The 16,956-nt window shown below is 60.1% G+C and carries 17 protein-coding genes and 1 pseudogene; 5 read left to right on the top strand and 13 right to left on the bottom strand.

What is annotated here, in order from left to right; genetic code table 11:
* Window positions 1–63: 63 nt before the first annotated feature.
* Both ACMGF7_RS05065 and ACMGF7_RS05070 read left to right on the top strand, forming a co-directional pair.
* A complete protein-coding gene (locus tag ACMGF7_RS05065) occupies window positions 64–1,440 on the top strand; it encodes an APC family permease (RefSeq protein WP_015376511.1) in 1,377 nt (458 codons plus the stop codon).
* A gap of 2 nt (window positions 1,441–1,442) precedes the next feature.
* Window positions 1,443–2,552 (top strand): P1 family peptidase, encoded by a 1,110-nt coding sequence (locus ACMGF7_RS05070; RefSeq protein WP_197800278.1) that lies wholly within the window; start codon window positions 1,443–1,445, stop codon window positions 2,550–2,552.
* A 36-nt stretch (window positions 2,553–2,588) separates the two neighbouring features.
* On the opposite strand, the gene ACMGF7_RS05075 is transcribed toward ACMGF7_RS05070, so the two are convergent.
* From ACMGF7_RS05075 to ACMGF7_RS05095, 5 genes are read right to left on the bottom strand one after another with little or no spacing between them, the layout of a single operon-like run.
* Complete coding sequence (locus ACMGF7_RS05075) at window positions 2,589–3,839, bottom strand: phospholipase D-like domain-containing protein (protein WP_273890202.1); 1,251 nt, start codon at window positions 3,837–3,839, stop codon at window positions 2,589–2,591.
* Window positions 3,832–4,482: a MotA/TolQ/ExbB proton channel family protein gene (locus ACMGF7_RS05080; protein ID WP_019454931.1), complete on the bottom strand. Its 651-nt coding sequence runs from the start codon at window positions 4,480–4,482 to the stop codon at window positions 3,832–3,834. The genes ACMGF7_RS05075 and ACMGF7_RS05080 overlap by 8 nt, the downstream gene beginning before the upstream one ends.
* A gap of 46 nt (window positions 4,483–4,528) precedes the next feature.
* Complete coding sequence (locus ACMGF7_RS05085) at window positions 4,529–6,772, bottom strand: TonB-dependent receptor family protein (protein ID WP_273874847.1); 2,244 nt, start codon at window positions 6,770–6,772, stop codon at window positions 4,529–4,531.
* Between the two features lie 39 nt (window positions 6,773–6,811).
* The gene (locus tag ACMGF7_RS05090) at window positions 6,812–7,564 is read right to left on the bottom strand and encodes an energy transducer TonB family protein (RefSeq protein ID WP_049239740.1); all 753 of its coding nucleotides are present in this window, start codon (window positions 7,562–7,564) and stop codon (window positions 6,812–6,814) included.
* 1 nt (window position 7,565) lies between these two features.
* On the bottom strand, window positions 7,566–7,973 hold the full coding sequence (locus ACMGF7_RS05095; RefSeq protein WP_004933244.1) for an ExbD/TolR family protein: 408 nt from the start codon (window positions 7,971–7,973) through the stop codon (window positions 7,566–7,568).
* Window positions 7,974–8,464: 491 nt separating this feature from the next.
* On the opposite strand from ACMGF7_RS05095, the gene ACMGF7_RS05100 reads away from it, so the two are divergent.
* Window positions 8,465–8,767, top strand: coding sequence for a hypothetical protein (locus ACMGF7_RS05100; RefSeq protein ID WP_004933246.1), 303 nt, complete (start codon window positions 8,465–8,467; stop codon window positions 8,765–8,767).
* Between the two features lie 45 nt (window positions 8,768–8,812).
* On the opposite strand, the gene idi is transcribed toward ACMGF7_RS05100, so the two are convergent.
* The 4 genes from idi to ACMGF7_RS05120 are packed head-to-tail and all read right to left on the bottom strand — an operon-like array spanning window position 8,813 to window position 11,721.
* Window positions 8,813–9,412: an isopentenyl-diphosphate Delta-isomerase gene (gene idi, locus ACMGF7_RS05105; RefSeq protein ID WP_151254762.1), complete on the bottom strand. Its 600-nt coding sequence runs from the start codon at window positions 9,410–9,412 to the stop codon at window positions 8,813–8,815.
* Window positions 9,413–9,454: 42 nt separating this feature from the next.
* On the bottom strand, window positions 9,455–9,682 hold the full coding sequence (locus ACMGF7_RS05110) for a non-oxidative hydroxyarylic acid decarboxylases subunit D (protein ID WP_099981760.1): 228 nt from the start codon (window positions 9,680–9,682) through the stop codon (window positions 9,455–9,457).
* Between the two features lie 9 nt (window positions 9,683–9,691).
* Window positions 9,692–11,119: a non-oxidative hydroxyarylic acid decarboxylases subunit C gene (locus ACMGF7_RS05115; protein WP_015376505.1), complete on the bottom strand. Its 1,428-nt coding sequence runs from the start codon at window positions 11,117–11,119 to the stop codon at window positions 9,692–9,694.
* A gap of 2 nt (window positions 11,120–11,121) precedes the next feature.
* Window positions 11,122–11,721 (bottom strand): non-oxidative hydroxyarylic acid decarboxylases subunit B, encoded by a 600-nt coding sequence (locus ACMGF7_RS05120; protein ID WP_004933254.1) that lies wholly within the window; start codon window positions 11,719–11,721, stop codon window positions 11,122–11,124.
* A 181-nt stretch (window positions 11,722–11,902) separates the two neighbouring features.
* Between ACMGF7_RS05120 and ACMGF7_RS05125 the strand changes: the two genes are divergently transcribed.
* Window positions 11,903–12,319 (top strand): MarR family winged helix-turn-helix transcriptional regulator, encoded by a 417-nt coding sequence (locus ACMGF7_RS05125; RefSeq protein ID WP_004933256.1) that lies wholly within the window; start codon window positions 11,903–11,905, stop codon window positions 12,317–12,319.
* Window positions 12,320–12,410: 91 nt separating this feature from the next.
* Here ACMGF7_RS05125 and ACMGF7_RS05130 read toward each other — a convergent pair.
* The 3 genes and pseudogenes from ACMGF7_RS05130 to ACMGF7_RS05140 all read right to left on the bottom strand — a co-directional run.
* Window positions 12,411–13,328 (bottom strand): annotated as a pseudogene (locus ACMGF7_RS05130) (L,D-transpeptidase family protein); the annotation flags it as partial.
* A gap of 232 nt (window positions 13,329–13,560) precedes the next feature.
* Entirely contained in the window at window positions 13,561–14,436 is an 876-nt protein-coding gene (locus tag ACMGF7_RS05135; RefSeq protein WP_015376503.1) for a helix-turn-helix domain-containing protein, read from the bottom strand.
* Between the two features lie 10 nt (window positions 14,437–14,446).
* A complete protein-coding gene (locus ACMGF7_RS05140) occupies window positions 14,447–14,824 on the bottom strand; it encodes a hypothetical protein (protein WP_049239737.1) in 378 nt (125 codons plus the stop codon).
* 120 nt (window positions 14,825–14,944) lie between these two features.
* Between ACMGF7_RS05140 and ACMGF7_RS05145 the strand changes: the two genes are divergently transcribed.
* The gene (locus ACMGF7_RS05145; RefSeq protein WP_021504183.1) at window positions 14,945–15,766 is read left to right on the top strand and encodes an AraC family transcriptional regulator; all 822 of its coding nucleotides are present in this window, start codon (window positions 14,945–14,947) and stop codon (window positions 15,764–15,766) included.
* Between the two features lie 38 nt (window positions 15,767–15,804).
* On the opposite strand, the gene ACMGF7_RS05150 is transcribed toward ACMGF7_RS05145, so the two are convergent.
* Window positions 15,805–16,941 carry a porin gene (locus ACMGF7_RS05150; protein ID WP_004933268.1) on the bottom strand — a complete coding sequence of 379 codons (1,137 nt, stop codon included), beginning with the start codon at window positions 16,939–16,941 and terminating at the stop codon, window positions 15,805–15,807.
* Between the last annotated feature and the right edge of the window lie 15 nt (window positions 16,942–16,956).

Genomic DNA, 16,956 nt, shown 5'->3' on the forward strand with positions numbered 1-16,956 from the left:
TTCCTGCGTACAGCCTGTGCAGCAAAACAATAATTCACTCACACGTTAATGGAGTCGTTAACCATGCAAGAGTCCGCCCCTGAACACACTTTCAAAGGCAATCTCAGCGTCCTCGACGTGGTGATGATTACCGCGTCCGGCGTGACGCCGGCCAGTTCGATCTTCGTCATCGCGCCGCTGGCGATCGCCAGCGCCGGCAGCGGCGCCTTTCTGTCATTTCTGATCGCCGCCTGCGTCGCCGCCACCATCGCGCTGTGCTATGCCGAGCTCGGCGCCGCGCACCCCAGCGCCGGCGGCGAATACAGCATCATCAAACGCCTGTTCGGCACCCTGTGCGGGTTGCAGACCTATCTGTTTATTCTCAGCGCCGCGCTGTTCGTGCCGGCGGTGCTGGCCACCGGCGCCGTGCCCTATCTGAATACCGCGCTGGGCACCTCATTCGACGCCTCCACCGCCGGCATGATCACCGTGCTGATCGGCGGCGCCTGCGCCATTTTCAACATCAAGGCCAACGCCCTGCTGACCGGCGCCTTTCTGGTGGTGGAAGTGGCGGTGCTGGCGCTGATCGCCTGGCTCGGTTTCAGCCATCCGCATCAAAGCGCAGAGATCCTCACTGCGCCGGTGATGCTGGACGCGCAGGGCAGCCTGGCGCCGGTGTCGCTGCCGCTGATCGTCGCCATGGTCGGGGTCGCTCTGTTCTCCTACAACGGCTACGGCGCAGCGGTGTACATGGCGGAAGACATGCGCGAACAGGGCAAACCGATGGCGGTCGCGATCATGCTGACGCTGGTCATCGTGGTGCTGGTGGAGCTGGTGCCGTTCACCGCCCTGCTGATCGGCTCGCCGTCGCTGGCGGAGATGGCCAAACAGGCCGACCCGGTCGGCTATGTGGTCACCCAGCTCGGCGGCCCGACGCTGGCGCGGGTGGTGAGCGGCGCGATTTATCTGTCGGTGTTCAACGCCATTATCGCCATCGTGGCGCAGTTCAGCCGCATGATGTTCGCCAGCGGGCGCGACGGCTTCTGGCTGCCGGCGTTCAACCGCGCGCTGAAAATCATCCACCCGCGTTTCGGCACCCCCTGGATCGCCACCCTGCTGTTCGGCGTGCCCTCGGCGCTGCTGGCGTTTTGCTCCGATCTCGAATCGCTGACCTCGTTCACCGTGATCCTGCTGCTGCTGGTGTACATCATCATGGCGGTGGCGGCGCTGATCAGCCGCCGTCGCCGCCACTTCCATCACCCGTACCTGATGCCGCTGTGGCCGCTGCCGGTGCTGGCGGCGCTGCTGTGCTGCCTGTACGTGCTGTGGACGATTTTGATCGCCAGCAGCCTGAAAGACTTTATTATCATTGCCGGCATCATCGGCTTCGGGCTGGCGCTGAACCATCTGCGCGGCCGCCAGACGGCGCCCCTCGCCGCCCCCTCAATAGAAGGAGAATAACCATGACGCAGCGCGCTCAGGATCTGGGCATCACCATCGGCCAGGGCACGCCCGGCCCGCTGAACGCCATCACCGACGTGCCCGGCGTGCGCGTCGGCCATGCCAGCCTTCATGCCGATTTGGCGGACGGGCGCAGCGTGCGCACCGGCGTGACGGTGATCGAACCGCGCCCCGGCTCCGCCCGCCACGCCCCCTGCTTTGCCGGCGTGCACGTGCTGAACGGCAACGGCGACGCCACCGGCCTGGAATGGGTGCGCGAAGCGGGGCTGCTGACCAGCCCGATCGCCTTCACCAACACCCACAGCGTGGGGGTAGTGCGCGATGCGCTGATCGCGCTGGAACGCGAAGCGCTGCCCGCGAGCGACAACGCGGTGTACTGGAATATGCCGGTGGTGATGGAAACCTTCGATGGCCTGCTCAACGACATCAACGGCTTTCACGTCAAGGCCGAGCACGTGCGCCAGGCGCAGCAGGCGGCCCGTGGCGGCTTGCCGCAGGAAGGCGCGGTCGGCGGCGGCAGCGGCATGATCTGTCATGAGTTCAAGGGCGGCAGCGGCACCGCATCGCGCCGCTTGCCCGCCGATCAGGGCGGCTGGACGGTGGGCGCCATCGTGCAGGCCAACCACGGCAAGCGCGAGTCGCTGCTGGTGGGCGGTTATCCGGTGGGCCGCCACCTGGGGCATATCCCCTCGCCGTTCACGCCGCAGCTGCCGCATCCCGGCATGGGCTCCATCGTGGTGGCGCTGGCGACCGACGCGCCGCTGTTGCCGCACCAGTGCGCGCGGCTGGCGCAGCGCGCCAGCATCGGCATCGCCCGCACCGGCGGCGGCACCGAGGATTCGAGCGGCGATATCTTTATCGCCTTCGCCACCGGCAACGACGGCCTGCCGCCCGCCGACTACGCCAATAAAGGCGATTTCACCACGCCGCTGCGCATGGTGAACAACGACTACATTTCGGCGCTGTTCGCGGCGGCGGCGGAAGCGGTGGAAGAGGCGATCGTCAATGCGCTGCTGGCGGCCAATAGCGTCAGCGGCAACGGCTACCGGGCGGAAGGATTGAGCGCCGAGCAGCTGGTGACGGCGTTGGAGAAGGCCGGCTGGCGGCGGTAAACAACGCGGGGCGCGGGGGTAGCCACGCCCTGATAATCAGGATTCGCCGCCCGGCTTGGGCGTCGGATAGTCGTAATCCAGCTTCAACGGCTCGGCATAGACGCTGTTCCACAGCTGTTGATACAGCTGGTCCAACCGCCCGCTCATCGTCGCGCTGTGCAACACCAGCTCCAGATTGCGCGAGTTGTCCAGATAGCCGCCGGTCCAGTTGCTGGTGCCCACCCAGGCAATCCCATCGTCGATGGTCATCAGCTTGCTATGGATCACCCGGGCAAACGGAATGAAGCCGCTGCTGGCCGGTGGTATGGTCACCACTTTGATCTGCACGTTCGGCACCAGCGCCAGGCTCTTCAGCCAGGCGATATCCGGCTTTTTGGTGTTCCAGTTGGCCACCATCAGCTCGATCTGCACGCCGCGCGCCGCTGCGCTGCGCAGCGCATTGTCGATCACCGCATAGAAGGGGCGGCTGCGCTCCGGGCCAAACGACAGCGGCGCGTAATCCATTACCTGCACCCGCACCCGCCGTTTGGCGTCGGCCAGCAGACGCGGCAGCTCGGCCTGCGAATCGAGCACGCCCGCCGGATTGTAGGCGCGCGGGCTGGCCACCAGATAGTTGCCCTGCGGGGGCGCGGTCGGCGGCGAATCGGGCAGCGCCGGCACCGGCTTATCCTGCGCCAGCAGCGCCTGCGCCTGCCAGTCCTGTTCGAAGATCGCCTGAATTTGCCCCACCACCTTGGCGTCGCTGATGCGCAGCCCGGTTTCGTGAATATGCTCCAGCGCGCGCCAGTCGAAGTTCTGGCTGCCGACAAACGCCTGTTCGCCGTCCACCAGCAGATACTTGGCGTGCAGGATGCCGCCGCTCAGCTTCTGGTAAGGAATGATGCGCAGCTCCAGATTGGGGATCGCCTTCAGCTGCTCCAGCGTCTCGGCGGTGGAGTTGCGGATACCTTTCTCCTCCAGCAGGAAGCGGATTTTCACCCCACGCTCACCGGCCGCCTTCAGGCGCTGCAGCACGCCGTCCAGCAAGGAGCCGTCCTGATTCGCCACGTAGAACTGCCCCAGATCGATGCGGGTTTTCGCCGCGTCGAACATCTCGCGCCACACCTCGGCGGTGTTGCGCAGGTCGTCGGCCTGCAGCGCGGTTTCCACCGGCGCGGTATACACCAGCTCGTAACCGGGAATCGCAAAACGCGCCGCAGCGCTCTGGCTCAACATCAACAAACAACCGCCCCACAATGCCGTATAAAGGCGGCCGAACGGCCGCCGTGTTGGATGGCCATTAGGCATAGCGCGGCGCCCCGCTGTCAACCCATTGTTCGCCGCTGCCGCTCTCCGGGCGGCTGGCCGGTTGACCGGCGCGGATCAGCAGCACCTTCAGCAGCTCGTTGATGCGCTCCATGCGGCTCTGCAGGAAGTTGTTGGCCACCAGGCACAGCAGCGCGATGGCGATGCCGAGGCCAGTGGCGTACAGCGCGGTGCCCATCCCGGCCGACACCAGGCTCGGCTCGGACACCCCCGAGGCGGCCAGCGCCTTGAAGGTTTCGATGATCCCCATCACCGTGCCGAGCAGCCCCAGCAACGGCGCGGCGGTGACCACAGTTTCCAACAGCCACAGGCCGCGCGCCATCGGCGGCTTGCTCAGCAGGTACTGGGCGTCGATCAGGTCGCCGATCGCCTCGCGATCGCCGGCGCGGTGTTTCTGCGCCAGCACCGGCGCGATCACTGCCATCGGCAGGCTGTTGCGCTGGGTCAATTCGTCCGGCAGATCGGCGGCGCGGCGTACGTCCGGCGTCAGCGCCTGCTCCAGTCGGCGCGCCTGGCGCTGGGTATAGGCGAAGTACAGCGTGCGTTCGATGATGATCACCAGCGCGATCGCCAGCGCGGCGTACATCACGTAGAAAATAATGTCGTGCAACAGATTGGCGTCCATACAGGGCTCCTCTTCCCCGCCGCCCGGCAGGCAGCGGGGCATTCAGTTAAAAGGTGGCTTCCAGCGAGACGCTGAAGGTGCGTTCTTCGCCGACGTTGTAATACGGGGTGCTGGCCTTCACGCCGCCGTAGGGCGCCGCGTTGAAGGTGGTGGTGCGCACCGAGGTCAGGTATTCCTTGTCAAACAGGTTGCTGATGCCAAAACGCAGCGCGGCGCTTTTGACGATTTTCTTGTCCACCGGCAGATGCACCCCCGCCGCCAGATCGAACACCGTGCGCCCGCCGATCTTCTCGTCGTTGGTCAGATCGCCATAGAACGCGCTGACGTACTTGCCGCTGACGCTGCCGTAGTACAGGCCGTCGTCATAACCCAACGTCATGTTCAGCAGGTTTTTCGGCACGTTCGGCACCTCTTTGCCGGAGGTCGGCAGCGGCTGCCCGCCGTTGCTGACGATGTCGTTCTTCTGCTTCGATTGGGTATAGGTATAGGAAGTGTAGTAATTGAAGTTATGCGGCAGTTGGCCGCTCCACTCCAGCTCCAGCCCTTTGTTCTCCACGTTGCCGATGTTCATCATCTCGTAGTCGCCGGCCGCGTTGGTGGTGGAGATCTGGCGATCGCTGTAGCGCATGTAGAACAGCGTGGCGCTCAGCAGCATGTCCTCTTGCTGGAAACGCCAGCCCAGTTCGTGGTTCCAGCTCAGCTCCGGCTTGGTGCTGAGCGAATCGCCGACGTTGTACAGCACGTAGTTGGGCGGCGTGCGCATGTTGCGCGTCAGGTTGTAAAACACCTGGTTTTCCTGGTTCACCTTATAGCTGGCGCTGAAGTTCGGCAGGAATTCGTGATAGGTGGCTTTGCGCTTCTCCGGCACGTTGTACAGGCTGCCGCGGTTGTCCCCTTTACGCTCCACGTACTGATAGGCCAGGCCGCCGACGAAGGTCCAGTCCGGCGTGGCGAACCAGGTGTCCTGCAGCCACACTTTCTGCGCCGGGGTGATGGTGTACTGGTTGCGCCCCTGCACGGTGTTGCCGTTGGCGTCCTTCACCTGATCGGAACCGCCGGGTTTCCCCCAAATCTGTGACGGGTTGCCGTCGCCCTTGATGCTGATGAACGGCTGGGTCTGCAGCTGGCGCGCGCGTTCATACCAGTAACCGATATCCAGACTGTGCTGATCGTTGATGTCCCACTTCAGCTTGGTGGTGATGCCCGGCCGCCAGGTCTGCGTCCACGACGGGCGGTAGTAGGTGTTGGATTTCAGGTTGCTGAGATCGTACTGCCCGGCTCTGTCCGACGTGCTGGACAATACCGACGCCGTCTGGCCGTTGAAGCTGCCGCCGTTGCCCCAGTAGTAATACGGCTGCAGGGTCAGCGACAGGTTGTCGCGCAGCTGCAGTTTCTGGGTGAACGACAGCGTAAAGTTCTCGAACGGGTTGCGTTCAATCTTGTAATACTTGTTCAACTGCCCTTTGCTGTTGTACTCCGGCGAGGTGACATAATCGGTGTCACGGCCGTCGTTTTGGAACTGCGCCTTGCTCAGGGTGTTGTAGTTGGTGTTGTTCTGGCGGTTGTACTTCATCACCAGATTGCTGCTGTTGCCGTTGCCGTCTTCATACAGCGAGTTCATCTCGAACTTGTCGGAGTACAGCCGCCCCTCGCCGCGCCATTTCTTCGCCTCGGTGTGCGAATAGGAGAGCCAGTTGCTGAAGCCGTTGTACTCGCCGGTCTCCAGGCGGGCGAAGGTTTTGCTCAGGCTGTTGCTGCCCAGCGTCTGCTTGACGAAACCGCCGAAGTCTTTCGCCGGGCGGCGCGTCACCAGGCCGATGTTGCCGCCGCTGGAGCCGATGTGCGGGCCGTCCGCTTCGGAGGAGCCCTGGGTGACGAACACCTCCTCCAGGTTTTCCGCGTCGCCCAGCAGGTTCGGGTAGACCGCGTAGTTGCCGGAGTCGTTGATCGGGATGCCGTCCATCGACAGGCCGATCTGATCCGAGTTCATGCCGCGCATGGTGTAGTCCACGCCGCTCAGGCCGCTGGCGTCGTTGCTGTTGACGTTCAGGCCCGGCGTGTATTTCAGTTTATCGATGGCGTTGGCCGCCGACGGCATTTTGTTCATCGCCTCTTTGGTGACGGTGGAGCGCGCCTTGGCGCTGTCATCCTGCACCATCATGCCGCCGCCGAGCGACTGCCCCTTGACGCTGATGGTGCCGACATCGGTGGCGTCGGCCGCCAGCGCGGCACCCGGCAGCATCGCCGACATCACCGCCAGATAGATCCCAGAACGATTAAACGATTTCATTGTGTGCATCCCATAAAAATCAAACGATTAACCCTTGCGCTAAGGCGCCTGATAATTGAACGTCGCGGTAAATCTTTTGGTTGTTTGCCCGGCGAACGCCTCGCTCGGGAACGGCTTTACTGAACTGATGCTTTGCAGGCTGCTCATCGCCGCGCGATTCAGCAGCATGCTGGCGGCCTTGTTGGCGATGCCGGAAGAGAGCACCCGCCCGCTGCGATCGACCTCCAGCCACACCTCGACGTTGCCCTGCGGGCGCTCAAGCGAGGCCTGCCGCCCGCTCGGGTAGCGCTTGCGCTGTTCCAGCTCACGGCGCAAGGCCAGCAGGTAGCCGTTTTCTATCGCCTGCGCGTTCACCTTCGGCGCCGCGGGGGCGGCCGGTGCGGGCTGCGCCGCCGGTTTGCTGACCAGCGCGCGCGGTGCGGCGGGCGCCGGCGTCGGTTTAGGTTTCTCTACCGGTTTGGCTTTCTCTTTCACCGGTTTGGGTTTGGGCTTCGGCTGTGGCTTCGGCACCGGCTTGGCTTCCACGATCGGTTCCGGCGCCGGCACCACCGGTTCGGGGATCGGCTCCGGCTCCGACTCGGGCGGCGGCGGTTCGGGCTGAGGCTCCGGCGGCGTTTCCGGTTGGGGTTCCGGCGCCGGTTCAGGTTCCACCAGCGCCAGTTCAATGGCGGTTTCGTCGTAGCGCGGCTGGATCTTCAGCGCCGCCTGTTGGCTGGCGAACAGCAGGCAACCGGCGACAATCAGCGCCGGCAACCAGCTGAAAAGATGACGTGAGCGATAGAGCAGATACATGTCACAGCTTCCGTGTCGCGATGGAGACGGAGAAGAAGCCGCCCTGGCGCAGGTTGTCCATGACCGCCACCAGCCGCTCGACCGCCACGCCTTTATCGCTGTTGACGATGATGGTGGTGGTCTGGTTGGCCTGCTGCTGTTGCTTCAGCGTGTTGACCAACGCGTCGAGCGCGATCGGCTGGCCATCCAGTTGCAGCTGTTCGTCGGCCCCCAGCGTGATGATCGCTTTCTTCTGCGGTTTCAGCTGTTGCGCGCTGCCGGCGGACGGCAACTGCGTTTTCAGCCCGAGCGCCGGAATGACGTTCAGGCTGATCAAGACGAAAAACACCAATAAAAACATCATCACGTCGATCATCGGGATCAATTCGATGTGCGCTTTGTTCTTTTTCGGTTCGTTCCAGTTACGCATGACACTCCCTCCAAAAGCGAAGCAGCCAATATAGGAGGGGTTTGTTTACCTTTTGTTACGCTTGTGTGATCTTATTTTCACAGCGGAGATTTTTTGCGAGAATTTTTTCAATGGCTGACGACAACAAGGGCTATATAACCCATTAATTAGCGATAGTTTTTATTGGAATAATTGCAATGTGGGCCTAACGCCGTGCGGATGACGAGACAATAAATGTGAAAATAGTGACAAGCTGCGCCAACCGGTGGCGGCTTTGCCTCTCACCTCCCAGCGACATCTGCTATTTTTCCCAAGAAAATTCCCAATCCCCCTCTTTAAAACACTCGCCAAAAATAAATGCGACTATATTTAACCAAATAACATCCTTCATTGAATCGAATATTGCCAATCAAATGGCAGCCGTTATATTTTTAAAGTGAAATAGCGCTACGGCATTATTTTAGAATTTAATTAAACCCACTAAGTCACCCTTTTATTTATAAGGATTGTATATGAAAGTACTTAGTCAATATGAAGAACAGTACGTTAGCGGTGGCGATCTGAACGCGGCCTGGGATGGGCTGTTGGACGGCGCCATGACCGGCGCGCTGATTGCAGGTAAATCCGCAGGCGCAGGCGGCTTTATTGCCGGTGCGGTCGGCCAATTGGTCGGCACCATCATCGGCGGCGTTGCAGGCGGTGTGGGGCTGGGTCTTTATGGCCTGACGCATACGCAGCAGGAAGTGGCCGACTACGCGAAACATTTCCGCGAGACTATCGGCTCCACCTCGACCTCGGTCGGCGGCAGCCTGTAAACATGAATGAATGAATGAATAAATAGTCACCCTTGCGGTGGCTATTTATTTTATTACAGCACCGTCCCTAATGTCGCGCGCTGCGCTCTTTATGGTTATGGCATCCCTGTATTTTTTCAAACCTGATGTTATCGCACCGGTATTCAATTGAGAAACCATCCACGGGCTGAAAGCGAATGGCGTTAATTTTACCGCCGCCATTAAGTTATTGAGATCGATCCACGCATAATCCGCCACTTCATCCGGATTAGCGCAGAGAGCGCCTTTACAATACGCGGCAAATACCGGGCAAACCTCATTCTCCATAATGCCGGACACGTCGGTCGCCTGATAACTGAAGGCGTCGCTCAGCAGCGTTATCTGCTCGACTTCCGTGCCCAATTCAACCTGAGCGCGACGTATAACGGCCTGCGCCAGCGCCTCTTGCGGCAGGGGATGCCCACAAAAAGAATTGGTCCAGCCCCCCGGCCAGGCGGTTTTGCTCAACGCGCGCCGGGTGACCAGCACTGCACCCTCGACAGTAAACAGGTAGCATGAAAAAGCCAGATGCAGCGGCGTATGCCGCGTGTGGACCTGATCTTTGGGCATCGTCCCGCAGGGCTGCCAGGCGGCGTCAAGCAAAACGACGTCTTCATTTCTCATCATTGTTATTTCCATGAAAAGGCGGGCCTTTCCCCGCCTGCGGTTTCATTTCCTCAGAAGAGGGGGAATGGTCGGCACTTCCGGCGCATTATCGATATCCTGCTGAGTCATGCGAAACTCGGGCGGATAATGCTCCCGTTCCGTTCTGCGAGCAGGCTCGGTATTACGCCAGGTATAAAGGCAGTGTTGACACTGGTATACCGTCCACACGCCCTTGACCGGTGAATACGCCATGACGTCTATCTGTTTATCGGCACAACGAGGACAAATCATAGGAACTCCTTAATGACGGTTAGCCAGCATGGCGGTTAATTTATCCACCCACAGGGCGGTTTCGGGTAAATCCTTGACCGGCTGGCTGTAGTGGCCGCGCGTATCCGGAGCCACCGGCGTGGTCGCGTCAATGATGAGTTTGTCCGTGATCCCCGCCGGGCTGGAGCCGGGATCCAACTCCAGCACCGACATATTCGGCAATTGCACCAAATCGCCGGCCGGATTGACCTTGGCGGACAGCGCCCACATAACCTGCGGCAGGTTGAAGGGATCGACATCCTCATCGACCATGATCACCATTTTCACATAGCCCAGCCCATGCGGCGTGGTCATCGCCCGCATCCCCACCGCGCGCGCGAAACCGCCGTAACGCTTTTTAGTGGAAATGATGACGAGCAACCCGTGGGTATACATCGCATTAACCGCCTGCACTTCCGGAAACTCGGCTTTCAACTGCTGATACAGCGGCACACAGGTGGCCGGCCCCATCAGGTAGTCGATTTCTGTCCAGGGCATGCCCAGATACAGGGATTCGAAAATCGGCCGCGAGCGGTAAGAAACCTTATCGATGCGCACCACCGTCATGTTGCGGCCGCCGGAATAGTGCCCCGTAAATTCGCCGAACGGGCCTTCAATCTCGCGCTTGCGGCCTTCAATCACTCCTTCAATGATGACTTCGGAACCCCAGGGCACATCAAAGCCGGTCAAGGGGGCCGTCGCTATCGGGTACGGGCTTTCACGCAGGGCGCCGGCCATTTCATACTCCGACTGATCGTATTTGAGCGGCGTCGCCCCCATCAGCGTAATGATCGGGTCATTGCCCAGCGTAATGGCGATAGGCAGATCCTCGCCGCGTTCTTCTGCTTTATGCAGATGCAGCGCGATGTCGTGCATCGGCACGGGCTGCAGGCCCAGCTTACGCTTGCCCTTCACCTCCATGCGATAAATGCCGACGTTTTGCTTGCCGAAGTGGGTCGGATCTTCAGGATCGCGGGAAACCACGCAGGCCTTATCCAGGTAGAATCCACCGTCGCCGTCGTTTAAGCGAAACAGCGGCAGGATCTCAAACAGATTAATCTCCTCACCGTTGACCTCATTCTCGGCCCAGGGCGGATTATCGCGACGTTCCGCAGAGACGGGGAAATGATCCCAGCGGCGAATATACTCATCGATTTGCTGCTTCACCGGCGTGGCCGGCGGGAGCCCCAGGGCTATGGCGTGATTCTGCCATGACCCGATGGTGTTCATGACCACATGCGCGTGTTCAAAGCCTTTAATGTTCCTGAATGCAATGGCGGGGGCGCCCTCACCCATTCTGCCTGTGGCGTTGGCTGCCGCGGCGATATCCGGTTCCGCCTGAACCTCCTCGGTAATATCGAGTAATTGTCCGGCCTCATCCAGCGCCGCTAAATAACTTCGCAGATCGTCATAAGCCATATTTAACCTTCCTCGGTGTCAGTGGTTTTTTTGCTATTTTCTTTTAGTCCTGCCCAGCGCTTTGCCCGGCGATGATCAAGACCAAATTGATCCAGCACGCGTGCGACAATATGATCGGTAACGTCATCAATATGAGTGGGGTGGTTATAATAAGCGGGCATGGGGGGAACCAATGACACCCCCAATTTCGAGAGCGCGAGCATATTTTCCAAGTGAATAGTGCTCAACGGCGTTTCTCTGGGAACCAACACCAACTTCCGCCCTTCTTTGATAATCACATCCGCCGCTCTGCCAATAAGCCCTTCTGCATAACCGGCTCGAATACCCGCTAACGTTTTCATACTGCAGGGAATAATGATCATGCCGTCCGTATGAAAAGAACCTGAAGAGATCGTGGCGGCCTGATCGGCAGAACCGTGCGTCACGTCGGCCATCGCCATCACGTCATGCACGGTGAAATTTGTTTCGAGTTCAATGGTCGTTTTGGCCCACTTACTCAAGATCAAATGCGTCTCTATGCCCTCCATGTCTTTTAGCGCCTGAAGCAGCGCCGTACCCAGCGGCGCCCCGGTCGCGCCCGTCATCGCGATCACTAATTTCATGCAACACCCCACAAAGTTCGTATGCGAACGATTTATCAAATCTAGTCCTGAGATAGCGATAAAACAAGTGGGCAATATGTAACCGTTCGTAAACGAACAACTTTCCGGGCAGGTATCCCTTATCGGCTTATTTTGTTATATTGATATTATTGTTAGCTTTTTTCCTTTCAGGGAATAATGTATGAACAGAACGCTGGCCAATACTTTTTTCCACCTCATTCGCGAACTGCTTCAGGATCATAGTGCTCAATGGCAAAAATCGCTTCCTGAACTCAGCAAACAACAATATTCCATTCTGGCCACCGTTTCAGAAACGCCGGGCATTGAACAAATCGAATTAATGGAAGCGGCGATCAGCAGTAAAGCCGCGCTGGCCGAATTGCTAGGCCGCATGGAAGGAAAAGGTCTATTAAAACGGGAAGCCGGCGAGCATGATAAGCGCCGCCGATTTATTTACCTGACGCCTGCTGGGCAGGCGCTGTTCGAAGCCAGCCGCCCCATCGCCGACGCGATTGATAATATGTATCTCGAACGAGTCAATAAAGACCAACATGAGTCGGCGCTTTTCGTTTTAAAGACGATGATAGGGAAGCAATAAAGTCACCGCGCCAACAGCGGAAGCTGAAAGCATAAAAAAAGACGCCCGCAGGCGTCTTTTTTATCGCGTTAACTGAAGCTCTGGGCAATCAGTTCACTTTCACCGGCATGCCGGAACGGGCCTTGATCGCCGCGTCCACTTCGCTCTGGTTGACGCCGGCGTCCATCAGCACTTTGCCGACCGGCGCAGAGATGGTCAACGGCACCGGATCCTTGGATTGCAGCTGCTCTTCGTTGGCCGACAGCGGGTTGTGCACTTCCACGTAGCGCGAGCCGTCCGGTTCGACGGTGGCCTTCATCGGTTCGTTGATGAACTGCACGCGGGTGCCGACCGGCACGTTCTGGAACAGGTACTTGATGTCGTCGGCGCGCAGACGCACGCAGCCGTGGCTCACGCGCAGGCCGATGCCGAAGTTGGCGTTGGTGCCGTGAATGGCATACAGACGGCCGACATACAGCGCATACAGCCCCATCGGGTTATCCGGGCCGGCCGGGAACACCGCAGGCAGGATCTCGCCGTCTGCCGCGTATTCGGCGCGCATCTTGGCGGTCGGCGTCCAGGTTGGGCCGTCTTTCTTGCGCTGCACGGTGGTGGTCCAGTTCAGCGGGGTGTCTTTACCCAGCTGGCCGATGCCGATCGGCAGCACCACCACGGTGTTGGAACCTTTCGGGTAGTAGTACAGACGCATTTCGGCGCTGTTGATGATGATGCCTTCACGCGGCGCGTCCGGCAGGATCAGCTGTTGCGGGATGGTCAGGGTGCTGCCGGCCTTCGGCAGGAACGGATCCACGCCCGGGTTGGCCTCCAGCATGTTGCTCAGCCCCATCTGATACTGGGCGGCGAAGCTTTCCAGCGGCAGTTTGCTGTCTTCCGGTACGGTAATTTGGATATTTTCGCCCACCAAACGGCTGTCTTTTGGCGGCAGCGGGTAGACGACGGCGAAGGCAGCCTGGCTGAATGCAACCAGTGCCGTAAACAGGGTTAATAACGCGCGAATGCTCATTTTCATCTTCGTGTTGGTCAAGGCCACTGGCGATTATGGGTATTGGTTTCTACGGCCACTTTGCCCCGTTGAATTTCAGCCGGCAGCCAACGGCGCTGCGGCCTGAAAAACCAGGGGGATTTGACCGGATGCGCATTATATGTGCACATCAATCAAAGTGTGAACCATTACCGATGTAATATCGCAATTTTTTGTAACCTGACGCGCCACGAAGGCGATTTTTTGCGAGAACCGCCGCCTAGCTGGCGGCGGCCAACGCCTCCTCCCGCCGTATCGGAATCAGATATTCACAGCGGATCGCCGCGCCGCCGAGCGGGCAACTGCCCTCCTGCGCCGGGTAGAAACGCTCGATATCCTGCCCTGGCCGGCGAATGGCGTTCATCTGCGGCATGGCGGTGTCATACAGCCGGACAATAAAGTTTTGTAACCCTTCCGCCTGTCCCTGGTAGGTGAAACGGGCATACTCGCCCTGCTCGATAGTCACCCGTTCTCCCGGCGCCCCTTCGTCCGGCAGAGCGGCGGTGTAGGCCATGCGCGGGCTGCCCCGGCGGCGCCGGTCAACTTCCAGACTGGTGAGACCGTATACCACCTCCGGCAGCGCCTGCGGCTGCAGCAACTGCCGCCAGGCGTGGCGGCGCAGCTCGCACTTGGAGGCCGCCAGCTGCCCCAGCGTGCAGTGGCGGCGTTGAGTGTGCCCCACCAGCTGCATCGCGGGCAGCGTCACGATATCGGCCTGCGGCAATGGCGCTTCGGTCAGGCGCAGCGGCGGCTGCAGCCCATAGCTCGACCAATCCTGGCTGCGACGATAGCTGGCCGGCGGCAGACCGAACTGCTTGCGGAAGCAACGGGTGAAGGTCTGCTGCGAATCGAACTGGTAAGTATCGGCGATGCAGGCCACGCTGGTGCCGGTCAGGCGCAGTTCACGCGCAGCGGCGGTCAGCCTTCTGCGGCGCGCGTAGGTGCCGAGAATATGGCCGGTATGCTGCTTGAACATCCGCTGCAAATGCCATTTGGAGTAGCCGGACTTGGCGGCGATGTCGTCCAGCGTCAGCGGCTGATCCAGGCTCTGCTCGATCCAGGCCAGCAGCTGTTCAATCACCTGTTGCTGGTGCATGGTGTTCCCCTTATTTTAACAATAACGTCTGCGCCAATACCCGGCCTGCGGCTTCATCGGCGGCCACCAGTACCGGATAGCCCCAGAATTTGGCGCCGTATTCGGCGAATTCTTCCGCCGCCGCGCGTTTGGCGTCGTCCGGCTCCAGCATGATCATGCCTTTCACCCACCGCTTCAGCGCCTCGCGGTTATCGCGCTTCCACAGCGCCACCTGGGTACGAGCATCGCGGTCATGTTCTTGTTCTTCATCGCCGACGCTGCGGTCGGTGAGCAGAACAAAAGGCTCGGCGCGCGCCAGCAGCGCGCTGAATTCGGCCAGCTCGGCCTGGGTATCGCGCCCGTTTCGGCGCATCCACACCAGCGGAAAGTCGGCGGTATCCAATGACATAATCAGTTTCCTCGCGAAAGGGTTTAGAACTGGCGCTTACTTTATCGGCACCAGCGCTAGACCGCATTGCGCAATCAGGACATAATACTTTTCAATTCCGCCAAATTGAGAACTATTCTCATGAAAGTACAGATCCCCCGCCACTGTCTGGATATCGATCAGGTGCCGCGCCCGCTGTTTGCCCTGCAAGGTTCGACTCTCGAGCAGGATTGGGAAGTCGAGCCGCACCGCCACCGGAAGGCGCAACTGATCTACACCGTGCGCGGCATGATCCGCTGCGAAGTGGAAAACGGGCTGTGGCTGGTGCCGCCGCAGTGCGCGCTGTGGATGCCGGGCAACGTGTTGCACAACGCCCAGGGCGCCGGCTCCACCGAGGCCTACTGCCTGTTCGTCGATCAACATGCCGCCGTCGGCCTGCCGCAAAGCTGCTGCACGCTGTCGGTCTCGCCGCTGCTGCGCGAGCTGCTGCTGCAGGCCAGCACCTTTGAGCCGCTTTACGACGAACAGGGCGCCGAGGGGCGTCTGACGGCGGTATTGCTGGATCAGTTGGCGGCCGCGCCGATCGAGAATCTGCATCTGCCGGTGTCCGACGACGCGCGCATCCGGCAGTTGACCGAAGGCATGCTGAGCAGCCCGGCGGACAAATCCACCCTCGGGCAGTGGGCGCAGCGCATCGGCATGAGCGAACGCTCCCTCAGCCGCACCTTGCAACAGCAGATGGGCATGAGCTTCGGCCACTGGCGGCGCCAGCTGCACGTGATGCTGGCGCTGCAGCGCTTGACGCAGGGCGAGAGCGTACAGACGGTGGCGCTGGATTTGGGCTACGAGAGCGCCAGCGGCTTCGTCACCATGTTCAGAAAGGCGGTGGGCAAACCGCCGGCGCGCTACCTGGCGGAGCGCAACGCCTCTGGAGAAACCCTGGGCGGTGCGATCACCATGTAAAAAAGCCGGCGCAGGCGCCGGCTTGGAACAGGTGAAAATCAGAAGTCGTAGAACACCGTTATCCAGGTGGAATCCGGCTCGTTGTCGCTGCTGTTGGCCAGCGTGCGCTCCACATACACCGACAGACCGTAACCGATGGTGGTGCCCGCGCCAAGATAGACGTGGTTGGCGTGATACGCCTCGTCTCCCTTCAGCCGCAGCGAGTCCGCCGCCACATAAGGCTGGACGGATTTGAGAAACGGCTTGTCGATATTGAAGGTGTAACCGACGAAACCTTCCAGCCCGTAGCCGTCACCGGCGAAGAAGTGCGACAGCGTGCGCTGGCGGGTGCTCGGCACATAATCTTTGTAGTAGCTGGCGGTGCCGACGATATACCAGTTGTTCGGCTGCCAGGTTAACGCGGTGCCGGACAACTGCTGGTGATAATCCTGTTCGTGGTACAGATTGTCTTTGATCTTCGCATCGGTATAACTGTAGGCGGCGCTGAAGGTGAAGTCTTTCGTCACCTTATAATCGAAGCCCAGCCCGCCACCGCCCTTGCGGCGGTAAATCAGGTTATCCGCGGTGTGCAGATCGTCTTCCGGCAATAAGTAGTTGGCGTACAGCGTGACCGGCCCGAAATCATTGGTGTATTTGATGCTGTTTTTCGGTTTATTGCCGCCGTCATAGTCGCCGGAAATACCGATGCCGGTGCCGCCCGCATGGCCATCGTTATCCCAGACGTCGCTTTTGATGCCGACCACCGAATAATAGATGCCGTATTGATGGCCATAGGTCAGGGTGCCGTAACGATCGTCTTTGAAGCCGGCGTACAGCTGGCGCTGATAGTCGCGCTTGCCGTCTTCGTTATAGTGCCCGTCCCAGCTGAGCGCGTGCGCCAGATCGACGCCCCACTCGTAATAGCCGATGATCGAGGTGTCCTGCGTCAGCGCATAATCGCCGCTGAAGCGAAAACGCGTGCCGCCGTCGTGGCCGTTTTTGTCATAGCCCGGCTCCGGGCCGTTATTGAAGATCCACTCGGGGCGAATGCTGCCGCCCACCTTTAAACTGAGCGGCGCCAGCAACACATTGCTCTGCGGGTTTTTATCCAGAATGGTGATCTCGGCCTGCGCGCCGGCGGAAATCGCCGACAGCAAGACGCCGCCAATGAATATTGGCGTTGTATTTTTTCTCATTATTACCCCTGCCCG

This window comes from Serratia sp. BNK-17, from assembly GCF_048684935.1.
Taxonomy (GTDB): Bacteria; Pseudomonadota; Gammaproteobacteria; order Enterobacterales; family Enterobacteriaceae; genus Serratia; species Serratia nematodiphila.